This is a genomic window from Variovorax sp. Soil_C_17 (genome assembly GCF_057657265.1).
In genome coordinates this window covers 1-19,680 of record NZ_JBDGIT010000009.1, presented here as the reverse complement: position 1 = coordinate 19,680, position 19,680 = coordinate 1, and the positions used below count along the sequence as shown (strand labels likewise).

The window sequence follows — 19,680 nt, the reverse complement described above, 5'->3', positions numbered from 1 at the left end:
TCAGCTCACGATGCCCATGTGCCAGGGCACGAACTCGTGATCGCCCAGGCCCAGCAGCTCGCTCTTGGTCGGTTCGCCCGAAGCGGCGCGCAGGATGTGCTGGAAGATGCGTTCGCCCATCTGCTGCACGTCGAGCTCGCCGTCCAGGATCAGGCCGCAGTTGATGTCCATGTCGTCCTCGAGGCGGGTGAACATGGCGGTGTTGCTCGCCAGCTTGATGGTTGGCGACGGCTTGGAGCCGAACATCGAGCCGCGGCCGGTGGTGAAGCAGATTAGGTTCGCACCGCTGGCGATCTGGCCGGTCGAGGCCACCGGGTCGTAGCCGGGCGAGTCCATGAACACGAAGCCGGCCTTGTCGATGGGCTCGGCGTATTCGTACACGGCCTGCAAGGGCGTGGTGCCCCCCTTCATCGCGGACCCGAGCGACTTCTCGAAGATGTTGGCGAGGCCACCGGCTTGGTTGCCCGGGCCCACGACGCCATTGAACTGCCCGTTGTGGCCGCGTGTGTACGCTTCCCACCAGGCGAGGCGGTCGAGCAGTTTCTGGCCCACCGCAGGGCTCACGGCGCGGCGCGTCAGCATGAACTCCACGCCGTGGATCTCGGGCGTCTCCGAGAGGATGGCGGTGCCGCCGTGGCGCACCAGGATGTCCATCGCCGCGCCCAGCGCCGGATTGGCGGTGATCCCGGAAAAGCCGTCGGAGCCGCCGCATTCCAGGCCGATCTTCAGGTGCGCGGCGCTGACCGGCTCGCGCTTGACGTCGTTGGCGGCCGGCAGCATGGACTCGATGGCTGCGATGCCCGCGGCGATGGTGGCGCGGGTGCCGCCCGTGTCCTGCATCACGAAGGTTCGCACGTGCGGGCCGGGCACCAGGCCTTGCGATGCCACGAGATCGGCAACCTGGTTGCGTTCGCAGCCGAGACCGACGATCAGCACGCCGGCGAGGTTCGGATGGCGGGCATAGCCGGCAATGGTCCGGCGCAACACGTCGAAGTGCTCGCTCGGCGAGGACATGCCGCAGCCGCTGGTCTGCGCGAAGGCCACCACGCCGTCGACATTCGGGTACGCCACCAGGCGCTCGGGCGTGAAGTGCGCCGCGATCTGCTTGATGACGGTGGCCGAGCAGTTCACGGACGAGATCAGCCCGATGAAGTTGCGCGTGGCGACGCTGCCGTCGGGCCGCACGATGCCCATGAAGGTGGCGCGCTCGGCCTCCGGGACGTAGTCGACGTGGCGCACGTCCTCGCAGAAGCCCGGGTCGCGGTCGAAGTCGACCAGCTCGAGGTTGTGCGTGTGCACGTGCTCGCCCGGCTCGATGTCGCGCATGGCCGCGCCGATGACGGTGTCGTACTTCTTGACTTTCTCGCCGGCGGCAATCCGGCGTGCCGCGATCTTGTGGCCGGCGGGCACCTGCGCACGCATGCGCAGGCCGAGCTGCGGCAAGGTCTGGCCCAGCGCGATGGGTGCGCGGGCGATCAGCACGTTGTCGTTCTCGTGCAGCCGGATCAGCGGCGAAGGGGCCGTGTCGGCAGTGGTGGCAACAGCGGTCATGCGGATCTCCTGGCGGCTTCGCCTCAGTTCTTGCTCATCAGCTCCTTGAGCTTGAGCCTCTCGATGAGCACCTTTTCCTTGGCCACGCTGGCGCTCACGTACTTCTCGTAGTCCGGCGCGTCGAGGTACATCAGCGGCGCGTCGATCTTGGCGCAGGCGGCAGTGAATTCCGGGCTCGTGGCGGCGACCTTGAAGGCCGCGCGCAGCCGGGCGGCGATGTCCACGGCCAGGCCCTTCGGTGCGCCGATGCCGTTGGGGGCATCCACCACGAGGTTGTAGCCGGCTTCTTTCAGCGTGGGCGCGTCCTTGAACTCCGCCGTGCGCTGCTCGCCCCAGGTCGCCAGGAGGCGCAGCTTGCCCGACTTGACGTGCGGTGCCCAGGAGCTGGAGTCGGCCAGCACATCGACGTGGCCGCCCATCAGCGCCTGCAGCGCCTCGGAGCCGCCCTTGAAGGGAATGGCGTTGAACTTCACGCCGGCGGCGATGGCGAACTCTTCCATGCCCACATGCGTCGCGCCGCCCAGGCCCGCGGTGCCGTAGGTAATCTTGTCGGGATTGGCCTTGGCATCGGCCACCAGGTCCTTGAGCGTCTTCCAGGGCGCTTCGGCGCGCACGGCGATGCCGAAGGTCTGGCCCGAGACGCGCGCGATGTAGCTGAGGTCCTTGAGGGGGTCGACCTGCACCATGCCGAGCTGCGAGAAGCGCGTCACCGAGATCGGGATCTGGCCGATGGTGTAGCCGTCCGGCTTGGCGCTCGCCAGCGCTTTCAGGCCGATCATCCCGGAGGCCCCGGCCTTGTTGTCCACCACCACCGATTGGCCGAGCTCCCTGGCGGCCGCGGTGCACAGCGCGCGCATGGTCACGTCGGCGGTGCCGCCGGCAGGCCAGGGGCAGATGAAGGTGATGGGGCGCTCGGGGTAGCCGGCGGCGACAGCGCGCGTGGCGGCAAGCGGAAGCAGGGCAGCGCCGAGGCTGCCCAGCACGAACTGGCGGCGATTGGATCGCATTGTCTTGTCTCCTGGAGGCATCGTAGGGAAGCACCGATTGTTCAAGGCTTCATCATTACGATCAAATGAAGATAACGACTCTGTACTTTCCGAATGGGTTATGAACCATGCCTGATATCGACCGCGTGCTTCGCTCCAACCTGAAGCTGCGGCACCTGCAGTTGCTGGTGGCGCTCGACGAGTTCCGCCACCTTGGCCGTGCCGCCGAATTCCTGTCGGTCAGCCAGCCGGCGGTGTCCAAGACACTGGCGGAGATCGAACGAATGTTCGACCTCGCGCTGTTCGTGCGCTCGACACGCGGGACGGAGCCGACCGCCTACGGCTCGGCCGTGGTGCGCTTCTCGCGCTCGGTGCTGGCCGACTACGGGCGCACGCGCGACGAGCTCGCGGCCGTGGCGAGCGGCGCTGCGGGCCGCACCAGCGTCGGCGCCATGGTGGTCGCCACGCCGTCCCTGCTGATGCGTGCCGTCGCGCTGCTGAAAGAGCGCTCGACGCAGACCACCGTGATGATCGAGGAGGGCGACCTGACCCGGCTGCTGCCGCGCTTGCGCGTCGGCGAACTGGACCTGTTCGTGGGCCGCCTCGAGCCGGGGTACGCGGCGCCGGACCTGAAGACCGAAGCCCTGTATGCCGAGCCCATGTGCGTCGTGGTTCGGCCCGACCACCAACTGGCGTCCGCCGCCAAGCCGACCTGGCGCCAGCTGGTTCAACTGCCGTGGGTGGTGCCTCCGCCCTGGGCGTCGTCACGCATGAAGCTCGAGCAGATGTTCTACAAGCACCGCCTGGTGCCGCCCGCGGACATCGTCGAGACGGCCTCCTTCCTGGTGACGCTCAGCTGCATCCGCGAGCGATCCGCCGTCGGCTTTCTGGCGCTTGGCGTGGCGCGGCATTTCGAAGGCGAGGGCCTCGTCAAGACGCTGAGGCTGCCGGTTCCGATCGAGCTGCCGCCGGTCGGCATGATCACGATGCAGGGGCGCAATCCGACGCCAGCGACCGGGCAGTTGATGCAATGCCTGCGGACCGCGGCGGCCGAGCGAGTGTCGGCCGAAGCTGCCCGGAGGGGCAAGGCGGCGGGTGCGCGGACCGGCTTGCAGATCGAAGGACGTGAATGACAGTCGAGGTCGGCCGCGAAGCCGGCTTCGTTTCGACGGGGATGATGAGCAAGGGTCGTACGCACCTATGGTAGCGACGCCTGTTGAGGTCTACGATGCAGCTCTCTCACCCATCGGGGCAGGCAGTGGACGACACGGGCATTCGGCAGCGCCTGGCGGCAATATTGGTTGCGGACGTTTCGGGTTATTCGCGGCTCATGGCAAAAGATGAGCGCAGCACCATCGCTGCGCTCGATACCGGGCGCAGCGTCTTCAAGGCTCAGATCGAATCCCATCAAGGTCGCGTGATCGACATGGCCGGGGATTCGGTGCTCGCCATGTTCGAGACGGCGATCGGAGCAGTGACAGCTGCCCTCGAGATACAGAAGACGCTCAATGGGTCGATCGGGCAGACGCCCGACGATCATCAAATGCGATTTCGAATCGGCGTGCATCTGGGCGATGTGATCGAAAAGACCGACGGCACGATCTATGGTGATGGCGTGAACATCGCTGCGCGGCTGGAAGGACTGGCCCAGCCGGGTGGCGTGACCATCTCGGGGATGACCCAGGAGGCGGTGCGCAGTCGACTCCAGGCGACCTTCGAGGATCTGGGCGAGCAATCGGTCAAGAACATACCGTACGCCGTTCGGGCATTTCGCATCCACACCGACGGCATGGGCGCGCCACCGGTTCGTGCCGCGCCGCCCAGCCGCAGGTCGAGGAGCCCGGACGCCAAGCCGAGCGTGATGTTGTTTGCGTTCGAATCGCTCGGCGACGACTCGCAAGGTCAACAGCTCGCGACCGCTGCGACCGAAGAAATAGAGTCTGCGCTTGCAAAGCTGACCGGGCTTTCCGTGGTCACCTCCGCCGAAATGGCCGACTATGCGCTAAGAGGAAGAATCCAGAACGCAGCAGGCCGTGTGCGGGCCACTGTCCATCTACTCGATCAGCACACGACAAAGGAATTCTGGTCGCAGCGCTTCGACTGCACATCGACCGATGTATTCCAGGCGATCGACGACCTTGCCCTGCACGCCTCGACGGCGGTGCGCTACGAAATTCACGCGCGCGAGACCGAAATGATCGCGTGCCATGCGCCCGAAGAACTCAGCGACGAGGAGCTGATGTCGCAGGCGGGTCATATTCTTCTGTGCTCCAGGGCTGCCGACTGGCAGCGCTCCAGGGAACTAATCGATCGGGTGATCGGCAGGAGTCCAAACAACTTCATGGCGCTGAGCATCCGCGCGGCTGGCGCGATGACGCAGGTAATGTGCGGCTACAAGGAGATGTCCGCCGAAGACGCCGCCGATTGCCGTCGTCTTGCGCAAAGGGCCATCGACCTGAACGAGCGAAGCGATTTCGCTCATTCGATTCTCGGAACGTTCCATCTCTATGGCGAGCGTGATGTTGCCGCGGCCATTCGCGAGGCCAAGCGCAGCATGGAACTGAACGCAAGCTACATCATGGCGATGGATCTTCTCGGCGCAGCGATGATCTTTTCAGGGGATGCTGCCGCAGGTGTTGCTCATTGCCTGAAGGCGGCCGAAGCCAATCCGCGCTTCCCCGCAAATGCATGGTTCATGCAGAGCGTCGCGCTCGGACATTTCATCCTCCAGCGATACGACGATGCCGTCGAATGGGCTCAGCGCGCCGACCAACGCGAGCGCAACGTCCCTCGGTACCTTCTACTCCTCACGACGGCCGCATGGCATGCTGGCCAGTTCGACCTGGCGCGACGGGCGGCCGACAACCTGCGGGCAGGATTTCCCGAATTCCGGCTGTGCGACCTGAGAAGGTGGCCATTTCAAGACCCCGGCCATTGGTCTTGGTTTTGTCGCGGCCTCATCGAATGCGGTCTGCCCGAGTGATTGGTGCCGGCGTGCCAGCTTTGCGCGCCGCCGATGAGACGGATTCGGCGGTGCGAACTCGAAGTCGTCTCCCCAGGTGGGGTTGTCGCACTTTTCGTGCACGTTTGGATCCGGCGCCGATTGCAAGCTTTTTTCGATGACATCAAAACGGTCTGCATGCATGTATACCGCTTGCGGTCGAAACATGCCCGCAGCCTCGATGAGATCCGCACACCCAGTCCCCAGCAAATTGGCGGCTCGAGCCCGAAGGGGGCAGCCGGCACGAAAATCGGGCTTCAGGGTGTTGGTCCAACCAGTTTTGTCATCACTTCCGAAAGCTTCGCAAACCAGTGCCGGGGTAATCCTCCCTTGCCGGTATCGGGGATGCTCGCCGGCGAGCGAGTTCGCTCAGTGCACTGCGGCGCTCGGGTGCTAGGGCACGTCCCTACTCCGCAGCACCTGGATCACCCGCGCATTCTTGTTGGCAAGCGCCACGGCCGCTCGGTTATAGCCGCGTCGAGCGATCAATTCCTGGAGCCATTGGCTTTGCGCATCCGTCTTGCCGACCGCGTAGCGTAAGACGGATCGGGCACCATGAATCAGCAACGTACGAAGGTGGGTGGCGCCCCTCTTGCCGCTCGAAAGCGGCCTCCTCTGCCTTGCAATCGGGATTGTCCGCTCGGCTGTCGGCTGGGCCATCGCAGGAGACGTCAGAGCGAACGCGATGGCCAGGATGTGCGGTTTCAGGGGCATGCCGCATCATGCGCCAGCAGCAACTTCACGACATACTGACACCATTGCTGGAGGCGTGACATGGAGGAAAAGAGCTTTGAACACCGCGGGCACCAAGTCACGATCAACGTCTTGCAGAACGGCGAACGGTGGAGTTGGTCGTACCGGATCGATGACCGGGAGCCGGTCTCGAACGCACAATCCGGCGCGCCGTCGGAGGATCAGGCCCTCAGTGAGGCAAGACATGAAGCCATAGCGGCGATCAAGGCACTTCAGGGCGGAGCGTAGTTTCAGCGCCGCGGCGGCGGTGGCATCCTCCATGCGCGCGAGCAGAACCAGACGGCTGCTGCGCTCGACGAGAACGCCCACCGAGGACTTGTTGCCTGCGCCCTTGATGCAGTCACCTTCCCGTGTCCGGGCATGACCCGATCGTCGACCTCGGGCGGGCAGCCCCGACGGAAGCGCGGTTCCGTGCTCCGAAGCGCCGGCATTTATAGATGACGGGCGCCACGGATCCCTGTCGGAGATGATCACTTTGTGGAGCCTTGACCGCGGCAGCTGGGCGCACGCGGCATGCCTATCGTCCTTGTCCGAGCCTGTCGGTGCCTTGGTCGCTCAGATGCGCGCGCGGCCTTGAGTCGGAGGATCAGCTCGCCGCATAAGGCTTGAACGCAGGTTTGGCGTTCTTCGGATAGGCGATGCGCGCTGACGGATTGCGCTTGGCCATGGTTTCGTCGCGCATGTACTCCATGACGAGCGAAATATCATCCTCCGATTTCCCCAGCTTCTTGGCGAGATACCTTTGCATGTCGTAGGTGGATTGACGCTTGGCCATGCGGGTGCGCAGGAACGCGCGCAGGACCGGACAGAACTCCGGCGAGGCGTCACCAACGAGCCACAGGTTGAGATTTTCCGGGGATCGGAAGTCGAGCTTGTCGCCGCCGATCGAGGGATCCTTGGCCAGTTGGTCGAAGACGAAAGTCCACAGATTGGTCTTGCCCTTCTGCCAGGGTGCGATGCTGGCGAACACCGTGGCCTCCTGGTTGGCCGGCACTGTCCTGATCGCGCCTGCCTTGATGAGGATGTACCACTGGAGACGATGGGTGTATTCGCCGTGTTCCGGGCCGGCGCCGACGTCCTTCCAGTGCTGTTTCAACGCCAGCGATTCCTTGAACACGTTCCCGAAGACGAAGCCGGCATAGTTCGGCGGCCGGTCGCCGACAATGACGAATCCGTGATTCCGTTCGAACTCGTCCAGCGCGGTCGTCAGTAGCTTGGAGAAATCCCGATCTTTGTACGGCTGAGCACTCTTGGCTGTGTAGGCCGTCTGCTGCTGCTCGAAGTGCTTGACCGCACGCGTAGCAGCGAAGAACGTCTTGCCAATGCGCCTGGTCATGTCCTCGTCCAGCGCGATCAAGGCGTTTCGAAGGACCGGTTCGCCCCGGATCACTCCCCGTGGGCCGCAGGAGAGATAGTGGCCCATTCGAACGTAGTCCTCGAAATGTGGTGACGCGCTCAACAGCGTGTCGTTGACCTTCAGGCTCTTCGCGTCGAAGGCGTCCGTCAGTTCCTTGCGAATCTCGTCTTGCTTTTTCATCTGAGCTACTCCAACGAACAACGAGAACCCCATGGCCGGCAGTGCCGCAGGGCGATGGCATCTGGCCACCGATGAGCGGTCATCGGCTGGCCGGGTCAAACCGGGTACACCTCGCCTGCGGCCTGTGGCAGACCGTCAGGACGAAACCCATCCGCAGGGCGTCGGATTTCGCGAACTCATCCCAGGGATGTGGAATGACTTGAGTGCCTCCAGCGCAAGTGGGTTCACTGTGCCTCTGGGTGACTCCCCGTCGAGCACGCGTGGCAGCGCCCCTTGCCAAGCACTGCCCCATCTCAGAAGCATTGACGGAAGCGCGGTTCTGTGTTCCGAGGCGCCGCCAGTCATTGATGACGGGCGCCACGGACCCCTGCCGGAGACGATCACTTAGGCTGCGGCAGCTGGGCGCAAGCGGCGCGCCTATCGTCCTTGTCCGAGCCTGTCAGCGCCTTGGTCGGTGAGGTACGCGCGGCCTTGACGGTCCGAGGCCACGAACCCGTTGGACCTGAGGCGGTCCGAAACCCGGATGACGCTCGCCGGGAGACGCCGGGCATCAGCCCTCAACAGCGCCTGCAGCGTCTTCCATTGTTCGTCGTTGAGCTGGATCTTCTTGACCATGGCCACCTCCGTCGACCGGGAGTGTGACGCGAAGAGCAGGTAGCAGCCTTCTCATTAGTGCTCTTGCCTCGAAGTCTGTGTCGGTGTAAGGATCGTCGAAGCTTGCCAACCACAGTGCTGCGCCCGTTCGCCGCACCCAAGTCGCCATGGGGTCGGCCTCGGTCCACAGGCCCACACGCTGCGCTGGGCGGCGTACTGCACTTGACCAGCGCCCCGTCCTCCCTCGTCGCGTGGCGCTCATAGACCCCAGCCAGCCCGGCAGCGACCTGGTGCCGCCCAGCGCCCTCTGCGCGGCATCTCACATCGGCGACCGTCCGGCCGTAGCGATCGATGTCGCGCGGCCAGATCTGCGCCTGCTCCAAATAGCAGAGGCCGCTCAGTTCCTGCTTGCTGCGCTGCTCAAAGGGCTGGTGTGACTCGGACGCGTCGATTGCCGCGAGGCGCACCTTGACCTGCTTGAAGGCGCCGGGAGCGCCGCAGCGCGCTGTCAGGGTAGGGGGTGATCACATTGTTTGACAGATTCACATGGTCATGGTTGTCGCCAATGCCCGCATTGGTTTTCGACGGGTGATCCGGAACCCGCAGCCACAACACGCGCGAAGGAGTAGATTGGCGCCCCATCCCTTCGGAGGTCCTGCTGTGTCCTCGACCATCGCTTCAGTAGCGCTGAGACCCTTGCTAGGATGTCCCAGCGGCGAAGAACCGAGCGGCAATCCATGGATCGAGCAATACAAGTCCCCGGGAACTGGTGTCACACATGCGAGTTGTCGTCTCGAGAAGCGTCGCCTTTCCCTGCTGCAGTTGCTCTTCACAAGAGTCCTGACGACACCCCCCGTTTCACCCCGCGCTGGCGCTCGCAGGTGCCGGCTCGGCGAAAACTGTGGAAGCATGCAGTAGTTCGAAAGAACTACAGACGGCTAGGCATTCAATGGCTAGGCTTAGGTAAGTTGTTCACGCGCGGCCACGTCCCTATAAGGTGGCCGCAGCATCTGCACGACGCGAAGGGATCGCGGTGATGGCAGGATCCTAACCGGCGCATCGATGTGCGAACGGGCTGCCGTTCTTTTGTCGCTTGGCTGAGCGGCGGGCGCGGACCAGCCTCGACCAACGCGGAGCGTGGCCTGTCAGTTCGAATCGTCAGGAGCGAGGAAGGCGATTTCCTTTGGGTGGTGGAAGAACGCATGGATGGGATCTGGCTGCGCGATCTGCGGATCTCCGAGCACCAGTTCCTGACCTGTCAGGGCGCGTTCTCTGAGTAAGAAAAGGTTTTATGCAGCTTGCGTCACATGGGGTGACTCAATCCAGCCGCCTTGGCCGCAGGCCTCCTGCCGGAGCCCGGGCAGGCCTGCCTCAACGGAGGGCCACGTATGCGCAATAGTCGATTGAGCGCCGTTGCCGCACTGGCGCTGTTGGTCGGATGCCTGCTTGGCGCCGGTGGCATGCAGGCGTTGCACGCCCAGCAGAAACCGCTCCCCGTAGCCTATGTCATTTCGGAGATCGAACTGACGAACCCCGGCGCCTATGCCAAGGGCGTGCCGCTCGCAAACAAAGCCCTGGCCGCAAGCGGCCAGAAGCGACCGGCGTCCGGCGATACGACAGTGCCTTTGGCCGGAGAAGCGCCCGCCACGCGCATCGTCCTGTCCGTGCTTGAAAGCCTGGACGCGGTCAAGGCAGCCTGCACCTCACCTGCCGACGTAAAGGCAAGAAAGGTCGGCAACCACTACCCAAGGCTCAGGATCTTTGCCGTCGAAGGGCTTTAGACCGACGTTGCACTTTTCACTGTCAGTGCACCTGAACGACGTCCGGCGGCCGCGTCCGTTCAAGGCAAGTGGCATCGGCCGCTCGATGACGCACCTTGAGGAGTTGACATGGTCACCTACGTTGGATTGATGAACTTCACAGACAAGGGTCTACAGACAGTCAAGGACACGACAAAACGCGCCGCCGCCGCCAAAGAGGCGGCGAAGAAGGCAGGTGTCAGCATGCGGGAACTTGTCTGGACCATGGGAGAGTACGACCTCGTTTCAATCATCGAGGCAGAGGACGAGCAGGCATTGGCAGCGTTCAGCCTCGCCACGGCCATGCAGGGCAACGTGCGTTTCCAATCGCTTCGCGCGTTCACGAGCAGCGAGATGGACGCGATACTTGCCAAGCTGCCTTAGGTGAATGACAAACGACCGGGATGCAGGTCCCGGCGTTGTGAGCGTCTGGCCATCCCCTTGCTCTTCAATGACGCGGCCGTGAGGATCGTCTCGAGCGGCAAATCAAGGCCTGGGCGATGGACGCCGTGCACGGCTCTTCGCCGGAAGCCCGTTGGCAGGTCTACGCGCAGTCATGCCGACGCAACTCAACAGCCGATTCGAAGAATTGTTGCCACATCGTTGGCAGTCATCAGCGACGGGTTGACCGACCCGTAAACCGGGTGCCCGGAAGCTGACGGAGATGGGATCGCTGGCCCAGGTAGTGACGGTGCGGGTGACCATCGACGTCAATGCCATGACCCCGGCCCCCGGGCGCAGAAGGTGACTCCGATTTACGAAATCTTCGTGAACAATTCAGCCGCTCGGCTCGATCGTCGTGTTGCCGCTCAAGGGGGTCAGCACGTTGCCAATGGAAAACGACTGGCTCCGCCGATCGGACCCGCCCACTTCTCACATCTCAACTTCCGCGTTCCGGTTCAGCCTCGCGAAGCATGAGCATCTGCTTCTCTAGCGTCGCTCTGGTAAGTCCACGCGCCGAGTCTGCGGCCGGGACGGAACTGCGCTGCCGAGTAGCCCGGAGGTGCCCTCTCTCACGGGCGCACGGTCAGCGACCGTGTCATATTGCACCAGTCGTACTGAGAGGGGCACGCCTGACGCTGACCGACGTCGACGTGACCGCGGGTGAGGAAACGGCCGCTCTGGTGCGCGTGCGACGTGGCGAGGCGAGGCGATTTTCCTCAAGGTCGACGTCACCCGCGAAACTGAAGTGGCGGCGACGGTCGCGGCGACGGTGGCCGCCTATGGGCGACTTGACTGCGCCTTCAACAACGCCGGCATCGAGATCGAAGACTCGCGCATAACGGAATGCGATGAATCGGTGTTCGATCGGATCGTGGGTGTGAACGTCAAGGGCATGTGGCTCTGCCTGAAACATGAACTGAAACAGATGGATGCGCAAGGCGGGGGGCCATCGTTCCCGCGATCCGAGCACATCGCAATGCCGGCGCCATCGTCAGCTACGGGGAGCGCAACCGGTGCGGGGAACGGATCCACCAGCTTCGTCGAATCGGCGGTCAACCAGGTGATCGTCAACTGGCTCGTGAAGAAGCAGCAGATGCGCGGGACGCCACGCGGAGCCCACCTGCTTCTACAGGTCCGCACGCAGATGCTGAATGACAAGTTACACGCGTCCTTCGTCACTGGTGGTATCCGGGCTTCGGCGCTCAGGTTCATGCGCCGCTCGCAGCATCGGCAGGGAGCAAGAAAGCTGCACATCGATTCCTAGAAGATGAAGGTCCTCGTGAACAAGAGTTCCAGAGTTCCGTTCACTTCCGAGCCGATTCGCCGCGATCGTCGAAGAGATTCTCGTGGTGCATGCCGCCGGAGCCGTTCATCGCCGATCCGGCGCAGCTGCCGTGGAAGCGTCTCCGAGCGGGCATGCGGATGAAGCCGGACGGCGCTGCGTTTTCACGCCGGTGCGGCAGCAATTGAGCTGCCGCCTCACGAACGCCACATGCCCTGCTGCGCCATCTCGCCGACGATGCGCACCAGGTGACCCGCAACGGCGGTGACGGCACGCGATGGTCCCTTGGCCTTGGCGAAGGCCATCGCCACGGTGCGCTGGAACGGCGGCTCCACGATGCGCGCCGCCTGCAGCTTGCCCTCTTGCACTTCCTGCCAGACGGCATGCAGCGGCAGCACCGTGTACAGCCGCTCCTGAGCGGTCAGCTGCTTCTGCAGCGGCAGCGAGTCGGCCTCGATCACCGGTGCCAGCGCGATGCGCGCCAAGCGCGCGCCCGCGTCGAGCGCGGTGCGCAGCCCGTTGGGCGCGCCCGGCAGGATGAAGGGCAGTCCATTCAGGCTGGCGAAGGGCACCGGGCCGGCCGCGGTCAGGCGATCGCCGGCCGGGCCGATGAGATAGCTGTCGACCGTGGCCAGGGCCTGCTCCTGCTCGGGCAGTGTGGGGCCGTAGCGGTACAGGATGGCGATGTCGACACGGGCATCGGTCAGCCATTCCTCGACTTGGCCGCTGGAGCCTTCCAGCACCTTGAGGCTGACACCGGCGTGGCGGGCGCGCACCTCGGCGAACAGCCGGCCGATCAGGATGGTGCCGATCGAGGGCAGGCCACCCAGTGTCACGGTGCCCACCGGTTCCCGCAGGTCGGCGCGGATGCCGTGCTCCAGCGCTTGCGCACGCTCAAGCAGCTCCTTCACCTGCGGGAACAGCCGCTGTCCGGTCTCCGACAACTCCACGCCGCGGCCGGTGCGATTGAACAGCCGCGAGCCGCATTCGCGCTCCAACGCGTTGATCTGGCGGCTCAGGAAAGACTGGTTGCTGTCGAGGAACAGCGCGGCTCGCGTCAGGCTCCCCAGCTCCCCGATCGCGACGAACGAACGCCACTTCTGGAGGTCGGCAGCGATCTCCAGTGCGAAGTCAGTAGCCTTGGGCTTGTGCATCAGGCCGGATTATCGAGCCGTCGCACCCATTCGGCGATGGCGGCTGCGACCGCCTGCGGCTGCTCCGGCACCAGCGCATGGCCGGCGCCGTCGATCACCTGCACCGTGGCCTTGGTGCCCAATGCATCCGCCAGCTCAGCGCGCGTGCCCGGCGGCCGCCATGCATCTTTTGCCCCTTGCAGGTCCAGCACCGGTGCATGGCTGCGGCCGAACCATTCGTCCTTCGGTGGATGCCGTGCGGCCTGGCGATAGGCTGCGCGCCATTGCGGATACCAACCCTGCAGCCAGGGCCGCGGGTCGTTGCCCGGCGCGAACATGCAAAGCCGCAGGGCGTCGAGCCGCTCCCGCTGCGCGCACGCAGGATCGGAAGCGATCGCCAGCGCCTGCGCCAGGCCGGCAGGGAAGTCGCGAGCGGCGGCCCCCAGCACCACCACGCCGCGCACACACGCGGGATGGCGCAGATCGGTGACCCGCGCCACCCAGTGGCCGTAGGCATGGCCCACCACGACCGCAGGGGCAGCGTGGAACTGCGCGATGACGCCGGCGACGTCGGCTGCCAGCGTCTCGAGCGTCATGCCGGCGGGTGGCGCACTGCTCAAGCCCATGCCGCGCGGCTGCGGCCGCACCACGCGGAAGTCTTCGGACACCAGCAGGTCGGCGAGCAGGTCGAAATCCTCCGAATCCCTCAACGAGGACGGCAGCAGCACGATGGCCGGGCCCGTGCCCTCGACGATCACCTCGATGCGCGCCGGCCCGAGCTGCAGCAGTTCGCGTCGGCGGCTCATTCCACCGTCGCGCCGGATGTCTTGACGAGCTGGGCCCACTTGGGGATCTCGCTGCGGATCAGGTCGGAGAACTCGTCCGGTGTGGACGCCGCGGGCTCGATGCCGAGGGCGGTGAGCTGCCGCTTCATGCCGGCGTCCGACATGGCGCGGATCACCGCCGCATGCAAGGCGGTCACGATCTCCTTCGGCGTGCCGGCCGCCGCGAGCACGCCCAGCCAGTTGGAGACTTCGTAGCCGGGCACGCCTGCTTCCGCCAGCGTGGGCACCTGCGGCAGCACCGCCATCCGCGTGCGTGAAGTCACCGCCAGGGCGCGCACCTGGCCCGACTTGATGTGTTTCTCGTACACCGTGAACGAGTCGAAGGTCGCGTCGATCCGGCCAGCCAGCAGGTCGGTGAGCAACGGCGCGCTGCCCTTGTACGGCACGTGCACCAGTTTGACGCCGGCGAGACTTTCGAACAGCGCGCCGGACAGGTGGCTGGAGCTGCCGTTGCCGGCCGAGCCATAGGTAAGTTGGCCGGCCTTGGCCCGCGCCAGCGCCACCAGATCGCCGACCGTGCGCGCCTTCACCGATCGGCCCACCACCAGCACCCGCGGCGTGATGTGCGTCAACGCGATCGGAGCGAAGTCCTTCAGCGGGTCGTAGCGCAGCTTCGAATACAGCGCCGGATTGATGGCCTGTGTGCCCATGGTGCCGAACAGCAGCGTGTAGCCATCGGCCGGGGCGCGTGCCACGATCTCGCAGGCCACCGTGCCGCCGGCGCCGCCGCGGTTGTCGATCACCACCTGCTGCCCGAGTTGCTCGCCCAGGTGCTGCGCCAGGCCGCGCGCCATCAAGTCCGCGGCGCCGCCGGCTGGAAACGGCACGACCAGCCGCAACGGGCGCTCGGGGAAGGCGGCCCACGCGGCCAGCGGCGCACCCGAAAGGGCGGCGGCCAGCAGGATGCGGCGGCGGGTCGGGCTGTGCATGGTCTTGTCTCCTGGGTTCACGGCGACTCTAGCCCTCGGTTCGGCGTGCGCCCATGCAGGCACGCACAAGGCTGCTATGCAGGACGGGTCAGGCCGGCCTGCATAGCAGCCTTGGCGAATGGTGCATGGCTGGCGTGGGTCGTCGCTCCTAGACTGCCCCATCGCCGCATTCGGCCCGAACGCCGGACCCACCGCATCCCAGGAGACAACACCATGCCACTGAGCCGCCGCCCGTTTTTCGCCACCGTCGCCCTGACGTTCATGGGCGGCCTTTTCATCGCCGGTACCACCGCGCACGCCGAGGACTGGCCGGCCAAGCCCATCAAGCTCATCGTGCCCTACGCGGCGGGCGGTCCGACCGATGCCATCGCGCGCCTGCTGGCGACGAAGGTCGGCGCCACCCTGGGCAAGCCAGTGGTGGTCGACAACCGAGCCGGTGCGGGCGGCACCATCGGCGTCGATGCGACCGTCAAGGCGCCTGCCGACGGCTATACCCTTGCGCTGGTGGCGCCCGGCCCTCTCGCCGGCATGCCCAACCTGATGAAGGCGCCCTACGCGCTCGACGACCTCCAGTACCTGACGCTGGTGGCGAAGATCCCCAGCGTGCTGGTGGTCAACAGCAAGTCGGGCATCGATTCGCTGGAGACGCTGGTGAAGAAGGCCAAAGCCGAGCCCGACAAGCTGAGCTACAGCTCCGCCGGCCCCGGCACCACCCCGCACATCGGCATGGAAATCTTTAAGGACCAGGCCAAAATCCACATTCTGCACGTCCCATACAAGGGCGCCGCGCCGGCTATCACCGGCTTGCTGGGTGGCGAGGTGCAGGTCGCCATGGTGGACCTGCTGCCGGTGATGGCACACATCAACAACGGCTCTCTGAAGGCGCTGGCGGTGGCTGCCGCCAGCCGCGCGCCACAGCTACCCAACGTGCCGATCACGGCCGAGAAGGGCTTGCCAAAGGTCACGATGGAAACCACCTACGGCATCGTCGCGCCCAAGGGCGTGCCGGCCGCGATCGCGACGCGGGTGCGCGAGGCGTTCGTCTCCGCCGTCGACGCCCCCGAGATGAAGCAGCAGTTCCTGCAGCAGGGCGCATTGCCGGTCACCGCCACCAGTGCCGAGTACCAGCAGCTGATGCAGGTCGAATCGGCCAAGTGGAAGGACATCATCAGCAAGGCCAAGATCACGCTGGAGTGATGCACTTCCCGCTGGACGCCTAGCCATGAAGATCACCACAGCCACGCTGCAACCCTGCACGCAGGCGCTGGCCGACTCGCAATGGAAGTTCGCGCGGGCCCAGGTGCCGCGGCTGGAGGGCTGGGTGCTGCGCCTGTCCGATCAGGATGGGCATGTGGGCCTGGGCTATTGCCATGCCATCCCCGCCATCTCGACCCACGGTGCCGGCGCCGAGGCCGCCCTCGCCTTCCTGACGCAGGGGCTGGTCGGGCGGCAGGTGGACGACCTCGCGGGCACGATGGAGGAGATCGACACCACGCTGGCCTACCAGCCCACCGTGAAGGCCGCGATCGACATGGCGCTGCACGATCTGCTGGCGCGTCGCCTGGGCGTGCCGGTGCATGTGCTCCTGGGCGGCAAGCTGCGCGACGCAGTGGCGCTGTCGCGCATCCTGCCGATCAAGACGCCGGACGAGATGGCCGCCATGGCCGGCCGGCTGGCCGAAGAAGGCTACAGGCAACTGAAGCTGAAGCTCTCCGGGGACACCGACCTCGACGTGCTGCGCGTCGCAGCGGTGCGCACGGCCGTCGGCGACGGAGTGGCACTCACGCTGGACCCCAACCAGTCGTACAGCGCCAAGCAGATGATCGCCGCCTTCGGCCGCATGGAGCGCTATGGTATCGCGCTGATCGAGCAGCCGGTGCCGGCCGCCGATGTCGCGGGCCTGGCCTTGCTGACGCGCACCTTGCCCGTGGCGATCGAGGCCGACGAAAGTGCCCAGAGCGTGCGGGACGTGTTCCGTCTGGTTTCGGGGCGTGCCGTGGACGTGATCAACCTGAAGCTCACCAACTTGGGCGGCATCCGCCGCTTCCTGCAAGCCGTGCGCATCTGCGAGGCCGGCGAAGTCGGCTGCCGCATGGGCGCGGCCTTCGGGCCCGCGCTGCTGCAGGCCATGAGCCTGCAAGCCGCCAGCGTGATCCGGCGCTTGCCCCATGCCTGCGAGCTGTCGGAGCACCTGCACCTGCAGGACGATCCCTTTACGCCATTGCCGGTGCACGGCGGACAGCTGCGGCTGCCGGAAGGCCCCGGCTGCGGCGTGCGCTACAAGAACTGAGGAAAACATGAAGACAAGTATTCGCCGAAGCGCTGGCCTCCTCCTGGCCGCATTGGCCATGGGCGCTGCGGCGCAGGACTATCCCGACCGGCCCCTGCGCCTGGTGGTGCCCTTCGCGCCGGGCGGCGGCGCCGATATCGTGGCCCGTGCCGTGGCGGCCCCGCTTGGCAAACGGCTCGGGCAGCCGGTAGTCGTCGACAACAAGCCGGGGGGCGGCGGCACGCTGGCCGCCGACCTGGTCGCCAAGGCGCCGGCGGACGGCTACACGCTGCTCTACACCACGCCAGGCCCGCAAATGGCCAACCCCTACCTGATGGCAAAGCTACCCTACGACCCGGTGCGTGACCTGGTGCCGGTGTCAGAAGTGGCCATCGTCCCCAATGTGCTGGTGGTGAACAAGGATCTGCCCGTGCGCACGCTTAAGGAATTCATCGCGTACGCCAAGTCCCATCCGGGCAAGGTCAATTTCGCCAGCGCCGGCCAGGGCGCCAGCAGCCATCTGGCCGGTGAGTCGTTCAAGCAGGCAGCCGGCGTGTCCATGGTCCATATCCCCTACCGCGGCACTGGTCCGGCACTGACCGACTTGCTGTCGGGCCAAGTGCAGATGGCGATCGACAGCATCGCGGTCTACAAGCCGCACATCGACAGCGCTGCCTTGCGCGCGCTCGGTGTGGCCACTGCCAGGCGCTCGCCACTGCTTCCCGACGTACCACCCATCGCCGACGAGCTGAAGGGCTTCGATGCGGCGCCGATCAACTACATCTCGGTGCCGGCGAAGACGCCGCAGGCGGTCATCGACCGTTTGAACCGGGACATCAACGTCGTGCTGGAGTCACGGGAACTCAAGGAGCAACTCGCCGCGAGCGGTGTCGTTCCTCAGGGCAGCACGCCGGCTGAGATGGCCGCACTGATCCGCAGCGAGGCGGCCAAGTGGAAGAAGGTGATCGAAGTCTCCGGCGCCAAGCTCGATTGAATCCGAACGAAGAAAGGAACCCTCCATGAACGACCTGGCACAACTTGAAGTACGCATCGAGGACTTTGTCGCAACCCTCACCATGAACGCGCCGCCGGTCAACGCATTGACCCGCACGCTCAACGACGAACTCACGCTCGCACTCGATCGCATCTCCGAGATGGACGAGGTGCGCGCGGTGGTGCTGACCGGTGCCGGCAAGGTGTTCTGCGCTGGCGCCGACCTCAAGGGTCGGGCCTCGGTGATCAAGGGGCCGGGCGACCTGCCGGCCCATTCGCGCCGCACCCGCGAGTGCTTCCATGCGATCCGCGAATGCGCGAAGCCGGTGGTGGTCGCCATCAACGGCGCGGCCCTGGGTTCCGGCCTGGCCATGGTGGCTTCGAGCGATGTGCTGATCGCCTCCGAGAAAGCATCGCTGGGCCTGCCCGAAGTGGACGTTGGCCTGTTGGGCGGCTGCCGCCATGCCATGCGCCTGTTCAGTCACTCGCGCCTGCGCCGCATGGCACTCACCGGCATGCGCGTGGACGGCGCCGAACTGTACCGGCTTGGCGTGGTGGAGGCTTGCGTGCCGCCCGAGGAGCTGATGCCAAAGGCGCTGGAGATCGCTCGCTCCATCGCCTCGAAGAGCCCGGTGTCGACCCGGATGGGCAAGCACACCCTGAACGTGATCGAGGACATGAGCCTGCGCGACGGCTACCGCTACGAGCAGGACATGACGGCGCAGATCGGCAAGACCGACGATGCCAGGGAAGCGCAGCGCGCTTTTGCGGAGAAGCGGGCGCCGGTCTTCACCGGCCGCTGAGCGCTGTCGGTCACCCCGGCTCCAATGGCGACTTCGTCCCAAGGAGCGCCCATGTTTGCCGAACCGTCCCCCAAGTCCGCCGAGTTGCTGCAGCGCCTGCGCGCATTCTTCGACCAGCACATCTACCCCAACGAGGAGCGCTACCACCGCGAGATGGATGCGTTCCGCCGCCAGGGCAGCCCCTGGCAGGTGGTGCCGCTGATCGAGGAGCTGAAGCCGAAGGCGCGCGCGGCCGGCCTGTGGAACATGTTCCTGCCGCACCCCTACGAGGGCCACGGCGGCATCTCCAATCTCGACTACGCACCGCTGTGCGAGGTGATGGGCCGGGTGTCCTGGTCCGGAGAGGTGTTCAACTGCTCGGCCCCCGATACCGGCAACATGGAAACGCTGGAGCGCTACGCCACCGAAGCGCAGAAGCACCAATGGCTCAAGCCGCTGCTGGCCGGCGAGATCCGCTCCGCCTTCCTGATGACGGAGCCCGCCGTGGCCTCCTCGGACGCCACCAACATCCAGTGCTCGATCCGGCGCGAGGGCGACCACTACGTGATCAACGGCCGCAAGTGGTTCTCCTCCGGCGCCGGCAGCCCGCGCTGCAAGATCTTCATCGTGATGGGCAAGACCGATCCGGATGCGCCGCGGCATGCGCAGCAGTCCATGGTGCTGGTGCCGCGCGACACCCCCGGTGTCACGGTGCTGCGGCACCTGTCGGTGTTCGGCTACGACGACGCGCCGCACGGCCACATGGAAGTGGTTCTGGAGAA

Annotated in this window: 18 protein-coding genes and 4 pseudogenes; 12 read left to right on the top strand and 10 right to left on the bottom strand. The window is 65.6% G+C overall.

Annotation, left to right across the window (positions count from 1 at the left end; translation table 11 throughout):
* Positions 1 to 1,551 carry a UxaA family hydrolase gene (locus tag AC3A6Y_RS28585; protein WP_487871611.1) on the bottom strand — a complete coding sequence of 517 codons (1,551 nt, stop codon included), beginning with the start codon at positions 1,549 to 1,551 and terminating at the stop codon, positions 1 to 3.
* A 23-nt stretch (positions 1,552 to 1,574) separates the two neighbouring features.
* Entirely contained in the window at positions 1,575 to 2,558 is a 984-nt protein-coding gene (locus AC3A6Y_RS28580; RefSeq protein ID WP_487871610.1) for a tripartite tricarboxylate transporter substrate binding protein, read from the bottom strand.
* A 107-nt stretch (positions 2,559 to 2,665) separates the two neighbouring features.
* Here AC3A6Y_RS28580 and AC3A6Y_RS28575 point away from each other — a divergent pair, with 107 nt between their 5' ends.
* The gene (locus AC3A6Y_RS28575) at positions 2,666 to 3,670 is read left to right on the top strand and encodes a LysR substrate-binding domain-containing protein (RefSeq protein ID WP_487871609.1); all 1,005 of its coding nucleotides are present in this window, start codon (positions 2,666 to 2,668) and stop codon (positions 3,668 to 3,670) included.
* Between the two features lie 95 nt (positions 3,671 to 3,765).
* The gene (locus AC3A6Y_RS28570; RefSeq protein ID WP_487871608.1) at positions 3,766 to 5,520 is read left to right on the top strand and encodes an adenylate/guanylate cyclase domain-containing protein; all 1,755 of its coding nucleotides are present in this window, start codon (positions 3,766 to 3,768) and stop codon (positions 5,518 to 5,520) included.
* 411 nt (positions 5,521 to 5,931) lie between these two features.
* On the opposite strand, the pseudogene AC3A6Y_RS28565 reads toward AC3A6Y_RS28570, so the two are convergent.
* Positions 5,932 to 6,132: pseudogene (locus AC3A6Y_RS28565) on the bottom strand (IS110 family transposase); the annotation flags it as partial.
* 180 nt (positions 6,133 to 6,312) lie between these two features.
* Here AC3A6Y_RS28565 and AC3A6Y_RS28560 point away from each other — a divergent pair.
* Positions 6,313 to 6,519, top strand: coding sequence for a hypothetical protein (locus tag AC3A6Y_RS28560; RefSeq protein WP_487871734.1), 207 nt, complete (start codon positions 6,313 to 6,315; stop codon positions 6,517 to 6,519).
* 3 nt (positions 6,520 to 6,522) lie between these two features.
* Here AC3A6Y_RS28560 and AC3A6Y_RS28555 read toward each other — a convergent pair.
* The 4 genes and pseudogenes from AC3A6Y_RS28555 to AC3A6Y_RS28540 all read right to left on the bottom strand — a co-directional run.
* Positions 6,523 to 6,677: pseudogene (locus AC3A6Y_RS28555) on the bottom strand (IS30 family transposase); the annotation flags it as partial.
* Positions 6,678 to 6,877: 200 nt separating this feature from the next.
* Positions 6,878 to 7,828, bottom strand: a complete 951-nt coding sequence (locus tag AC3A6Y_RS28550) for a LirA/MavJ family T4SS effector (protein WP_487871607.1) — start codon at positions 7,826 to 7,828, stop codon at positions 6,878 to 6,880.
* Between the two features lie 417 nt (positions 7,829 to 8,245).
* Positions 8,246 to 8,443 (bottom strand): hypothetical protein, encoded by a 198-nt coding sequence (locus AC3A6Y_RS28545; RefSeq protein WP_487871733.1) that lies wholly within the window; start codon positions 8,441 to 8,443, stop codon positions 8,246 to 8,248.
* Positions 8,386 to 8,889: a thermonuclease family protein gene (locus tag AC3A6Y_RS28540; RefSeq protein ID WP_487871606.1), complete on the bottom strand. Its 504-nt coding sequence runs from the start codon at positions 8,887 to 8,889 to the stop codon at positions 8,386 to 8,388. The genes AC3A6Y_RS28545 and AC3A6Y_RS28540 overlap by 58 nt, the downstream gene beginning before the upstream one ends.
* 936 nt (positions 8,890 to 9,825) lie before the next feature.
* Here AC3A6Y_RS28540 and AC3A6Y_RS28535 point away from each other — a divergent pair.
* The 4 genes and pseudogenes from AC3A6Y_RS28535 to AC3A6Y_RS28520 all read left to right on the top strand — a co-directional run.
* A complete protein-coding gene (locus tag AC3A6Y_RS28535) occupies positions 9,826 to 10,203 on the top strand; it encodes a DUF1330 domain-containing protein (RefSeq protein ID WP_487871605.1) in 378 nt (125 codons plus the stop codon).
* A 108-nt stretch (positions 10,204 to 10,311) separates the two neighbouring features.
* Complete coding sequence (locus AC3A6Y_RS28530) at positions 10,312 to 10,605, top strand: GYD domain-containing protein (protein ID WP_487871604.1); 294 nt, start codon at positions 10,312 to 10,314, stop codon at positions 10,603 to 10,605.
* Between the two features lie 769 nt (positions 10,606 to 11,374).
* Positions 11,375 to 11,599 (top strand): annotated as a pseudogene (locus AC3A6Y_RS28525) (SDR family oxidoreductase); the annotation flags it as partial.
* Between the two features lie 53 nt (positions 11,600 to 11,652).
* Positions 11,653 to 11,818 (top strand): annotated as a pseudogene (locus tag AC3A6Y_RS28520) (ISKra4 family transposase); the annotation flags it as partial.
* Positions 11,819 to 12,144: 326 nt separating this feature from the next.
* Here AC3A6Y_RS28520 and AC3A6Y_RS28515 read toward each other — a convergent pair.
* Genes AC3A6Y_RS28515 through AC3A6Y_RS28505 form a run of 3 tightly spaced genes read right to left on the bottom strand, consistent with a single transcriptional unit; the run spans position 12,145 to position 14,854 of the window.
* Entirely contained in the window at positions 12,145 to 13,101 is a 957-nt protein-coding gene (locus AC3A6Y_RS28515) for a LysR substrate-binding domain-containing protein (protein WP_487871603.1), read from the bottom strand.
* Complete coding sequence (locus tag AC3A6Y_RS28510; protein WP_487871602.1) at positions 13,101 to 13,886, bottom strand: alpha/beta fold hydrolase; 786 nt, start codon at positions 13,884 to 13,886, stop codon at positions 13,101 to 13,103. The genes AC3A6Y_RS28515 and AC3A6Y_RS28510 overlap by 1 nt, the downstream gene beginning before the upstream one ends.
* Positions 13,883 to 14,854: a Bug family tripartite tricarboxylate transporter substrate binding protein gene (locus AC3A6Y_RS28505; RefSeq protein ID WP_487871601.1), complete on the bottom strand. Its 972-nt coding sequence runs from the start codon at positions 14,852 to 14,854 to the stop codon at positions 13,883 to 13,885. Before AC3A6Y_RS28505 ends, AC3A6Y_RS28510 begins: the two co-directional genes overlap by 4 nt.
* Positions 14,855 to 15,067: 213 nt before the next feature.
* On the opposite strand from AC3A6Y_RS28505, the gene AC3A6Y_RS28500 reads away from it, so the two are divergent.
* The 5 genes from AC3A6Y_RS28500 to AC3A6Y_RS28480 form a co-directional block, all read left to right on the top strand.
* Entirely contained in the window at positions 15,068 to 16,051 is a 984-nt protein-coding gene (locus AC3A6Y_RS28500; protein WP_487871600.1) for a Bug family tripartite tricarboxylate transporter substrate binding protein, read from the top strand.
* 25 nt (positions 16,052 to 16,076) lie between these two features.
* Positions 16,077 to 17,144 (top strand): mandelate racemase/muconate lactonizing enzyme family protein, encoded by a 1,068-nt coding sequence (locus AC3A6Y_RS28495; RefSeq protein ID WP_487871599.1) that lies wholly within the window; start codon positions 16,077 to 16,079, stop codon positions 17,142 to 17,144.
* A gap of 7 nt (positions 17,145 to 17,151) precedes the next feature.
* Positions 17,152 to 18,117, top strand: coding sequence for a Bug family tripartite tricarboxylate transporter substrate binding protein (locus AC3A6Y_RS28490; RefSeq protein WP_487871598.1), 966 nt, complete (start codon positions 17,152 to 17,154; stop codon positions 18,115 to 18,117).
* A gap of 25 nt (positions 18,118 to 18,142) precedes the next feature.
* Positions 18,143 to 18,919 carry an enoyl-CoA hydratase/isomerase family protein gene (locus tag AC3A6Y_RS28485; protein ID WP_487871597.1) on the top strand — a complete coding sequence of 259 codons (777 nt, stop codon included), beginning with the start codon at positions 18,143 to 18,145 and terminating at the stop codon, positions 18,917 to 18,919.
* 51 nt (positions 18,920 to 18,970) lie between these two features.
* On the top strand, positions 18,971 to 19,680 hold a 710-nt coding region (locus tag AC3A6Y_RS28480), incomplete at its 3' end, for an acyl-CoA dehydrogenase family protein (protein ID WP_487871596.1).